Source organism: Simplicispira sp. (assembly GCF_028687295.1).
GTDB classification, from domain to species: domain Bacteria; phylum Pseudomonadota; class Gammaproteobacteria; order Burkholderiales; family Burkholderiaceae_C; genus Simplicispira; species Simplicispira metamorpha.
In genome coordinates this window covers 1-9,044 of the sequence record NZ_JAQUAL010000136.1, presented here as the reverse complement: position 1 = coordinate 9,044, position 9,044 = coordinate 1, and the positions used below count along the sequence as shown (strand labels likewise).

General features: G+C 63.8%; 10 protein-coding genes. 1 reads left to right on the top strand and 9 read right to left on the bottom strand.

Annotation, left to right across the window (positions count from 1 at the left end; genetic code table 11):
- A partial coding sequence (locus PHX69_RS13165; protein ID WP_502958530.1) for an ammonium transporter occupies positions 1–602 on the bottom strand: 602 nt, incomplete at its 3' end.
- Between the two features lie 173 nt (positions 603–775).
- Here PHX69_RS13165 and PHX69_RS13160 point away from each other — a divergent pair.
- Positions 776–1,894 (top strand): acyltransferase family protein, encoded by a 1,119-nt coding sequence (locus PHX69_RS13160; protein WP_119011818.1) that lies wholly within the window; start codon positions 776–778, stop codon positions 1,892–1,894.
- On the opposite strand, the gene PHX69_RS13155 is transcribed toward PHX69_RS13160, so the two are convergent.
- The 8 genes from PHX69_RS13155 to PHX69_RS13120 form a co-directional block, all read right to left on the bottom strand.
- Positions 1,878–2,297: a hypothetical protein gene (locus PHX69_RS13155; protein WP_288044235.1), complete on the bottom strand. Its 420-nt coding sequence runs from the start codon at positions 2,295–2,297 to the stop codon at positions 1,878–1,880. The two genes, PHX69_RS13160 and PHX69_RS13155, sit on opposite strands and share 17 nt — an antisense overlap.
- A 43-nt stretch (positions 2,298–2,340) precedes the next feature.
- Positions 2,341–2,754 (bottom strand): nucleoside diphosphate kinase regulator, encoded by a 414-nt coding sequence (gene rnk, locus PHX69_RS13150; RefSeq protein WP_119011819.1) that lies wholly within the window; start codon positions 2,752–2,754, stop codon positions 2,341–2,343.
- A 95-nt stretch (positions 2,755–2,849) separates the two neighbouring features.
- A complete protein-coding gene (locus PHX69_RS13145; RefSeq protein WP_288044234.1) occupies positions 2,850–4,616 on the bottom strand; it encodes a phosphoethanolamine transferase in 1,767 nt (588 codons plus the stop codon).
- Between the two features lie 36 nt (positions 4,617–4,652).
- Complete coding sequence (gene fghA, locus PHX69_RS13140) at positions 4,653–5,534, bottom strand: S-formylglutathione hydrolase (protein WP_288044233.1); 882 nt, start codon at positions 5,532–5,534, stop codon at positions 4,653–4,655.
- A 100-nt stretch (positions 5,535–5,634) separates the two neighbouring features.
- Positions 5,635–6,744, bottom strand: a complete 1,110-nt coding sequence (locus tag PHX69_RS13135) for an S-(hydroxymethyl)glutathione dehydrogenase/class III alcohol dehydrogenase (protein ID WP_288044232.1) — start codon at positions 6,742–6,744, stop codon at positions 5,635–5,637.
- Positions 6,745–6,910: 166 nt separating this feature from the next.
- Positions 6,911–8,221, bottom strand: a complete 1,311-nt coding sequence (locus PHX69_RS13130) for a citrate synthase (protein WP_119011823.1) — start codon at positions 8,219–8,221, stop codon at positions 6,911–6,913.
- 49 nt (positions 8,222–8,270) lie between these two features.
- On the bottom strand, positions 8,271–8,597 hold the full coding sequence (locus PHX69_RS13125) for an FAD assembly factor SdhE (RefSeq protein ID WP_119011824.1): 327 nt from the start codon (positions 8,595–8,597) through the stop codon (positions 8,271–8,273).
- Positions 8,598–8,619: 22 nt separating this feature from the next.
- On the bottom strand, positions 8,620–9,044 hold a 425-nt coding region (locus PHX69_RS13120), incomplete at its 5' end, for a succinate dehydrogenase iron-sulfur subunit (RefSeq protein WP_288044231.1).

Genomic DNA, 9,044 nt, shown 5'->3' with positions numbered 1-9,044 from the left:
AAGGGAATGTTCGAGGGTGGGTGCGCGGAAATGGCACCGTCCTTGCGGTAGCGGTTGGCGCGCGAACCCAGCAGCAGCACGGCAGGCAGGGCAATCCAGCCGCCCACGGCATGCACCACCACGGAGCCGGCAAAGTCGTGAAACTCCTCGCCGGTCAGGGCCTTGATGCCGTCTTGCACCCCAAAATGGTGATTCCAGGCAATGCCTTCAAAAAAGGGATAGACCAGGCCCACGATCACGGCGGTGGCAATGAGCTGGGGCCAGAACTTGGCCCGCTCGGCAATGCCCCCCGAAATGATGGCCGGAATGGCAGCGGCAAACGTCAGCAGAAAGAAAAAGCGCGTCAGTTCAAAACCATTCTTGTGCACCAGCACATCGGCGCTGACAAAAAAATGGGTGCCATAGGCCACGCCATAACCCACGGCAAAGTACACCACGGTAGAGACTGAAAAATCGACCAGGATTTTGACCAGGGCATTGACCTGGTTCTTTTTGCGCACCGTGCCCAGTTCCAGAAAAGCGAAACCGGCGTGCATGGCCAGCACCATGATGGCGCCGAGCAGGATGAATAGGGTGTTGGTGCCCTGTTGGAGTGATTCCATGAGTCTCTCGTGGCCTGTTCGCAGGCAATGAACACTGTTTTGGTGCAGAGCACCCGTTGGTGCACCAGAAAAAGCAAAAAATGCGCCAGCTTGGTGTGTCAACCGGATGACAGGCCCGGACGTTGAGCGTTGGCATTTGCTTTCGGTGTGGCTGTCTCTCAGTCCGCCTCTTTATGAACTCCCCCATTTCCCGCAACCCCTTGATCGACGCTATCAAGGGCTTGGCCTGTGCGGCCATCGTTTGGCACCATCTGGCTTTTTACGGGCCTATGTCCGACACGGCCCAGCCACTGTTTCCGCAGCTGATCTCCTGGCTCTACGACTATGGCCGCATGGCGGTGCAGGTGTTTCTGGTGTTGGGAGGCTATCTGGCCGCTGCCAGCCTGGCGCCCGAGGGTGTAGCGCGCTTTGGCAGCCCAGCGCACAAAATCGCCCAGCGTTTTGTGCGCCTGGTGGTGCCTTATGCCGTGGCACTGCTGGTGGCGGTGCTGGCAGCGGCGCTGGTGCGGCCTTGGCTGGAGCACCCCAGCGTGCCCGCCGAACCCCATTTGTCGCAGCTATTGGCCAACGCGCTGTTGCTGCAAGACGTGGTGGGCGAAGAAGCGCTATCGGCGGGCGTGTGGTACGTAGCCATTGATTTTCAGTTGTTTGCGCTGGCTGTCGGGGTGCTGGCATTGGCGCGTTGGCTGGCGGGCCATGGCGCTGGTGCGGTGCTGCTGGGGCGCGCACTGGTGCTGGCCGGGTGTGCGCTCTCGCTGTGGTGGTGGAACCGCGTGCCCGGTCTGGACATGTGGGCGATTTACTTCTTTGGCGCCTACGGCCTGGGCATGCTGGCGCACTGGGCGGTGCGTGCGCCGCGTGCGCTGCCCTGGCTGGTGGCCATGGCGATGCTGGGGGGCGTGGCGCTGGCGCTGGAGTTTCGTGGCCGGATTCTGGTGGCGCTGCTGACCGCTTTGGGGCTGGTCTGGGCGCTGCGCCGGCCTTGGCCGCAGGGTGGTGTCCAGGCCCTGGTGCGGCCATTGCAGCAGTTGGGGCAGATGTCGTATTCGGTGTTTTTGCTGCACTTTTCGGTCTGCCTGCTGGTCAATGCGCTGGTGGCGCAGTGCTGGCCGCAGTCGCCGTGGGCCAATGCACTGGGCATGTGCGCGGCTTTCGGGTTGTCGCTGTGGGCGGCCCGGCCCTTGTACCTGCATGTGGAGCGCCATGTGCCCGACGTGGCGCTGGCCTTGCGCTGGCAGGCCGCGCTGGTGGGCGGCGGCTGGCTGGTAGCACTGCTCAGGCCGGTGGTGTGAGGGGGGTGTCGCTGGCGTTGGTGCTGCTGGGTGCAGCGCTGTCTGCGGGCGCGGCGCTGTCGCTGGTGCGGGCATTGCGCTGGCGGCGGTGGTCAATGAACCAAGCCAGAAACGGCAGCAACAGCAGCGAGCCCGGTATCGCCCAGATGATGAGGTAGGGGCTGACCGCCGAGGCCGAGCGCATGACTTCGCGCAGGCGGGTGCGCTCATCCAGGCTCCACTGGCCCTGGCGGCGCTGGCGCAGTAGCCAGACCACTGAGCCCTTCATGGTGGCTATTTCACGGCGCAGGCGGTTTTGTTCGCGGTGGTTGCCAGCCAGAAAAGTGCTGAACCACTGGGGCCGATGGGCCATGCGCCGCTCCAGGGCCTTGGGGCGCTGGTGCAGAAAGGGCTTGCGGTGCATGGCGGGGGTGAAGTCGCAGCAGCGCCGCAGCAGCGGCGTGGCTTCAGCGGTGCAGTTCGCCCGCACGCTCGGGCTGGAACAGAATGTCTGTCACGCGCACCGTCATGGCCTTGCCACCGGGGCCGGGCCAGGCCAGCTCATCGCCCACCGACAAGCCCAGCAGCGCGCTGCCTACCGGGGCGAAGATGGACACCTTGTCGGCACTGCCGTCCAGATCGCGCGGGTACACCAGCGTCAGGCGCAGCTCTTTGCCGGTTTCGACGATGGAGAACTGCACGGTGGAGTTCATGGTGACCACGTTGGGCGGCATCTGCTCGGGCGGCAGCACGTCAGCGCGGTCCAGCTCGGCTTGCAATTCAGCCTTGCCTGCAAACGCGCTCGATGGAATCGCGGCCAACAGGGCTTCGATCCGATCCAGATCCAGGGAAGACAGAATGAGCTGGGGCTTTCTTGCCATGACGACCTCGAAAAATTGACAGGCTGGCAATGTAGCCTATCGCCGATCTCGCACGCGGGCGCATGGGCAAATGTGGCCCTGGCGCCGGGGCGGCTTCAGCTGCGGGCGTGTGCGGTGTTGGGTGCGGTGGTGGCTGCCATGGGCGCCTGCCGGGTGTTGCGACATGGCGCGTAGATGTCTTGTTCGGCTTGGTAGACGGTACTTTGCACGTCCATCAACCCGAGCACAGCGTGGAAATAGCCGTCGTGCGTGATGCGCCGCTGGGCCAGGTCTTTTTGCAGGCAGGCTGTGGCCACGCCGCTGCGCGATTGCATTGCCGGTGACAGCCAGGTAATCCAGGGCACCTGCTTTTGCACATCAGGGGCAATGGCATAGGGAAGGCCGTGCAGGTAGAGGTTACCCTCGCCCAGCGATTCGCCGTGGTCTGATACATAAACCATAGCAGTCTGCGCTTTGTCTGCCTGCGTTTCCAGCCATTGGATGGTGGCATTCAGGAAATGGTCGGTGGCCACGATGCTGTTGTCGTAGGCGTTGACCACCTGGGCCTGATCGCACTCTTGCAGCGCGTTGGAGGTGCATTCGGGGCCAAAGCGTTTGAGCGATGCGTCCGAGCGCTTGTAGTAGGCGGGGCCGTGGCTGCCCATCTGGTGCAGCACCACCACGGTGCCGCGCGCACGCTGTTCGGCGGGCAGGGCAGCAATGCGCTCTTCCAGTACCTTGAGCATGATGGGGTCGCTGCACTCACCATCGGGGCACAAGGCCGGGTCTTTCAAGGCCGTGGTGCTGGTTTGGGCCACGCGGTCGCACACCCCTTTGCAGCCCGATTGGTTGTCCACCCACAGCACGGCCAGACCGGCGTGCTGCAACACATCCAGCAGGGTCTCGGAGTTAGTTTTGCGCCCTTCGAAACCATCGCGCCCCAGGTGCGAGAACATGCATGGCAGCGAGGCGGCGGTGCTGGTGCCGCACGACCAGGCGTTGGTAGCGCTGACCAGATCGCTGCGTGCCGACAGCAGCGGTGTGGTGGGTCGGGCATAGCCATTGAGGCCAAAGTTGGCGCTGCGGGCAGTTTCGCCCAGCACCAACACCAGCAGGGGGGGCTTGGTTTGCCCGGCGTAGCTGGCACCCAGCTGGGCGTCGCGTCCCAGAGGCTGCATCGTGCTGGTGTCGATGCGCAAGGGCTTGGTGGCGATATGGCCCAGTGCGTACACGCTGTTGAGCGGGTTGATCAGGTAGCGCAGCTGGGTGTGGTTGCGCATGGTGGAGGCAAAGTCCTGAAACACCAGCAGCAAGCTGGCTACCAGCACCACCACCGCTCCCAGCAACAGCAAGCCGTTGTGCGCCACATGGCGCAGCGCGCCCAGTGGCCGCACCGGGCGTTGCAGCAGCCACCACAGCGGCGGTGCGGCCAGCGCCAGCACCGTGGCGGCCAGGCGCCAGTTGAGTAAATCACCGGCTTCGCGCACATCGGTTTGCAGCACGTTGGTGAGCATGCTGGCGTCGATGACGATGCCGTAACTGAGCATGAAGTAGGTGCCCAATGCTGCCATCAACACCACCAGAACCAGTGCTGGTTTGAGGCCCCGGCCCCAGGCCAGCAGGCTCAAGAGCGCCACGTTGCCTGCTGCCACGATGACGGCAAACGCCAGCCCGAAGCTGGCGCCGCGCAGGCCCGTGTGGTCAGGCAGCGCCGCCACTTCGCGCCAGAGCGGCACGTTGCAGGCCGTGGCCAGCCACACGCTGACCAGCACCACCAGCCAGGCGGGGTGCCAAGCCTGGGGTGCGTTGGCCGTATCCGAGGAATGGAATGGGGTGCGGGTGTTGGCGAGAAAAGGCAGCCAGCGGGTCAGTGTGTGGGGCATGGGCAGCGATTGTTGGGCCGCTGCCTTAAGTGCAGATTAATCTGCGCTACGCGCCAGACCCAGCTGCTGTGCGTGGTGCGCCAGGTGGTCTGCCATGAAGCTCTGGATGAAGTAGTAGCCGTGGTCGTAGCCTGCGTGGCGGCGCAGGGTGAGTGGCTGGCCGACGGCGGCGCAGGCGGCCTCGAAGGCTTCGGGCTGCAGTTGCTGCTGGGCCAGAAAGTTGTCGGCCAGGCCTTGGTCGATCAGGATGCCGCCGGGGTAGGGCGCGTGCGCTTGTGCGGTCATCAGCGCGCTGGCGTCGTGCGCCTGCCAGGCGCTGGCATCGTTGCCCAGGTAGCCGCTGAAGGCTTTGCGGCCCCAGGCGCACTGCGAGGGCGCGGCAATCGGCGCAAAGGCCGACAGGCTCTGGAAGCGCCCCGGGTGGCGCAGCGCCAGCGTGAGCGCGCCGTGGCCACCCATCGAATGGCCAAAAATGCCCAGGCGGTCGCCGTCGATGGGTTGCGTGGCTGCCAGCAGCGGCAGCAGCTCGTGCAGCACATAGCTTTCCATGCGCCAGTGCGTGGCCCACGGCGCCTGGGTGGCATCGAGGTAAAAGCCTGCGCCCATGCCAAAGTCCCAAGCGTCGGCTTCGCCCGCCACGCCCGCGCCGCGCGGGCTGGTGTCGGGGGCGATCAGCGCCAGGCCCAGCGCGGCGGCCAGGCGCTGGGCACCGGCCTTGGTGGCGAAGGTGTCTTCGGTGCAGGTCAGCCCCGCCAGGTAGAGCAGTGCGGGCACCTGCGCACCCGCCAGCGCTTGCGGCGGCAGGTACAGCGCAAACTGCATGGGCAGGCCGATTTCACGCGAGGCGTGGCGGTAAAAGCGCTGAACGCCGCCAAAACAGGCGTGTTCGCTGCGCAGTTCCAGAGCATCTGAAGTCATGGTGCTATTTTTTTGATAGCTGCTAGCGCACGTCTTCTGAGAGTTTGACATTATTTTGATGTGCAATCCCTTGCAGGGCATGCGCTATGCGCTATGGTTTTTAATAAACCACCACCGAGCGGATCGACTTGCCCTCGTGCATCAGGTCGAACGCGGTGTTGATCTCGGTCAGTGGCATGGTGTGCGTGACAAAGGGCGCGAGCTGGATCTTGCCGCTCATGGCGTCTTCGACCATGCCCGGCAGCTCGGAGCGGCCCTTGACGCCGCCAAAGGCCGAGCCCAGCCACTTGCGCCCCGTCACCAGCTGGAACGGGCGGGTGGAAATCTCTTTGCCCGCCCCGGCCACGCCGATGATGACGCTCTGGCCCCAGCCCCGGTGCGCGCACTCCAGCGCCGCGCGCATCACATCGACGTTGCCAATGCACTCGAAGCTGTGGTCCACGCCCCAGCCGGTCATCTCGACGATGACTTGCTGGATGGGCTTGTCAAACTCTTTGGGGTTGACGCAGTCGGTGGCGCCAAAGGTGCGAGCCAGATCGAATTTGCCCGGGTTGGTGTCGATGGCGATGATGCGCCCGGCCTTGGCCAGTTTGGCGCCCTGGATCACCGCCAGGCCAATGCCGCCCAGGCCGAACACGGCCACGGTGTCGCCCTCTTGCACCTTGGCGGTGTTCTTGACGGCGCCCAGGCCGGTGGTCACGCCGCAGCCCAGCAGGCAGACCTGTTCGGGATTCGCGTTGGGGTTGACTTTGGCCAGCGACACCTCCGCCACCACGGTGTATTCGCTGAAGGTGGAGCAGCCCATGTAGTGGTAGATGGGCTGGCCGTTGTAGGAAAAGCGTGTGGTGCCGTCAGGCATCAGGCCCTTGCCCTGGGTGGCGCGCACGGCCACGCACAGGTTGGTCTTGCCGCTTTTGCAGAACAGGCACTCGCCGCATTCGGCGGTGTAGAGCGGAATCACGTGGTCGCCCGGTTGGACGCTGGTCACGCCTTCGCCCACTTCGACGACGATGCCTGCGCCCTCGTGGCCGAGCACGGCGGGGAACACGCCTTCGGGGTCTTCGCCCGAGAGCGTGAACGCATCGGTGTGGCAGACGCCGGTGTGGGTGATCTTGACCAGCACCTCGCCCTTTTGCGGCGGTGCCACGTCGATTTCGACGATTTGCAGGGGTTCTCCGGCCTTGAAGGCAACAGCAGCTTTGGATTTCATGGGGTGGATCTTTGAAGGGGTTGCAGAAGGAGCGAAGCCGCTACTGTAGGCCATGGGTGTGGTGTCCGCAGGGCCTGCGGGAATAGGCGGACAGGCATAAAAAAAGCCCGCCAGTGGGCGGGCTGGGTGAGAGGCTGGGCGCGCTGCGGGTGCAGCGCGCTGCCTGTCAGCGCTTGTCCAGAGCAGGAACGTCGCGGCGCACCGAGCCGGTGAACAATTGGCGTGGACGGCCAATCTTGTACTCGGGGTCGCTGATCATTTCGTTCAGCTGGGCGATCCAGCCGACGGTGCGGGCCAGCGCGAAGATGCCGGTGAACAGGTTGACCGGAATGCCCATGGCGCGCTGCACGATGCCCGAGTAGAAGTCCACGTTCGGGTAGAGCTTGCGCGAGACGAAGTAGTCGTCTTCAAGGGCGATTTTTTCGAGTGCCTTGGCCAGCTTGAACAGCGGATCGTTTTGCAGGCCCAGTTCTGCCAGCACTTCGTCGCAAGTCTCTTGCATGAGCTTGGCGCGTGGGTCGTAGTTTTTGTAGACGCGGTGGCCAAAGCCCATCAGCTTGACGCCGGAGTTCTTGTCCTTGACCTTTTCCATGAACTCGCCGACCTTGTCGATGCCGCCTTGGCGCTGGATGTCTTCCAGCATGTTCAGGCAGGCTTCGTTGGCACCACCGTGGGCAGGGCCCCACAGGCAGGCCACGCCAGCGGAGATGGCGGCAAACGGGTTGGTGCCCGAAGAGCCGCACAGGCGCACCGTGGAGGTCGAGGCGTTTTGCTCGTGGTCAGCGTGCAGGATGAAGATGCGGTCCAGGGCGCGTTCCAGCACCGGGTTGACCTTGTACTCTTCGCAGGGCGTACCGAACATCATGCGCAGGAAGTTGCCTGCGTAGCTCAGGTGGTTCTGCGGGTACATGTAGGGCTCGCCCTTGCCGTACTTGTAGGCCATGGCGACCAGCGTGGGCATCTTGGCAATCAGGCGGATGGCGGCGATGTCGCGGTGCTGGGGGTTATTGATGTCGGTGCTGTCGTGGTAGAAGGCCGACATGGCGCCCACCAGGCCTGTGAGCACGGCCATGGGGTGCGCATCACGGCGGAAGCCGCGCAGGAAAAACTGCATCTGCTCGTTGACCATGGTGTGGTCAAGCACCAGCTTGTGGAAGTCAGCGCGTTGGGGGGCGTTGGGCAGATCACCCTTGAGCAGCAGGTAGCAGGTGTCGAGGTAATCGCACTGCGTGGCCAACTGCTCAATGGGGTAGCCACGGTACAGCAGCTCGCCCTTGTCGCCGTCGATGTAGGTGATAGCCGATTGGCACGACGCGGTGGACAGGAAGCCAGGGTCGTAGGTAAACATGCCCGTCTGGCCGTACAGCTTGCGGATGTCGATGACGTCCGGGCCGATATTGCCTTGGTACACAGGCAGTTCCACGCTGGGGCTGCCGTTGGAGAACGACAGGGTGGCTTTGTTGTCAGCTAACTTCATTGCTAATTTCCTTGGGTAGGTTGCCGATGGTCGGGCTGGGGCGGTGAATTCAGTGCGATGGCGTGGCTGCCCCGCTGCCACCTTGGCGCAGCATGCCAAGCACTTCACGAACTTCTTCGGTGTCCAATGGCGCTTCTGGCTCGCGCCGCCGCAGCAGCAGATCCAGCAGGTCGTTGTCCGCCAAGTCCATCAATGCCAACAAGCCGCTGGCATGGCGCTGGGTCAATTGGGGCTCGAAACGGGTGAAAAACTGTTCAATGAACAAGTCGTTTTCCAGCAAGCCGCGCCGACAACGCCAGTGCAGCTTGCTGAGTGCTCGCTCGTCGAGCAGCGGCGAGGCCGCTGCGTCGAGGCTGTGGGATGGAGTTTCACCCATGGTGGTTGGCTGTCGTGGCAGATCAGACGGCGCGGCGCACCATCAATTCCTTGATCTTGCCAATGGCGCGCGTGGGGTTCAGGCCCTTGGGGCACACATCCACGCAGTTCATGATGGTGTGGCAGCGGAACAGGCGGTAGGGGTCTTCGAGGTTATCGAGGCGCGCACCGGTGGCGTCGTCGCGGCTGTCAGCGATGAAGCGGTAGGCTTGCAGCAAACCAGCGGGGCCGACGAACTTGTCAGGGTTCCACCAGAAACTGGGGCAGCTGGTGGAGCAGCTGGCGCACAAGATGCACTCGTACAGCCCGTTGAGCTCTTCACGCTCTTCGGGCGATTGCAGGCGCTCCTTGTCGGGCGTCAGGCCTTCGTTGATCAGGTAGGGCTTGATCGAGTTGTACTGCTTGAAGAACTGCGTCATGTCCACGATCAGGTCGCGGATCACGGGCA

What these genes read in the sequence shown, in the direction of transcription:
- PHX69_RS13160 (WP_119011818.1), top strand. Translation starts at nt 776, where the DNA reads ATGAACTCCCCCATTTCCCGCAACCCCTTGATCGACGCTATCAAGGGC.
- PHX69_RS13155 (WP_288044235.1), bottom strand. Translation starts at nt 2,297, where the DNA reads ATGCACCGCAAGCCCTTTCTGCACCAGCGCCCCAAGGCCCTGGAGCGG.
- rnk (WP_119011819.1), bottom strand. Translation starts at nt 2,754, where the DNA reads ATGGCAAGAAAGCCCCAGCTCATTCTGTCTTCCCTGGATCTGGATCGG.
- PHX69_RS13145 (WP_288044234.1), bottom strand. Translation starts at nt 4,616, where the DNA reads ATGCCCCACACACTGACCCGCTGGCTGCCTTTTCTCGCCAACACCCGC.
- fghA (WP_288044233.1), bottom strand. Translation starts at nt 5,534, where the DNA reads ATGACTTCAGATGCTCTGGAACTGCGCAGCGAACACGCCTGTTTTGGC.
- PHX69_RS13135 (WP_288044232.1), bottom strand. Translation starts at nt 6,744, where the DNA reads ATGAAATCCAAAGCTGCTGTTGCCTTCAAGGCCGGAGAACCCCTGCAA.
- PHX69_RS13130 (WP_119011823.1), bottom strand. Translation starts at nt 8,221, where the DNA reads ATGAAGTTAGCTGACAACAAAGCCACCCTGTCGTTCTCCAACGGCAGC.
- PHX69_RS13125 (WP_119011824.1), bottom strand. Translation starts at nt 8,597, where the DNA reads ATGGGTGAAACTCCATCCCACAGCCTCGACGCAGCGGCCTCGCCGCTG.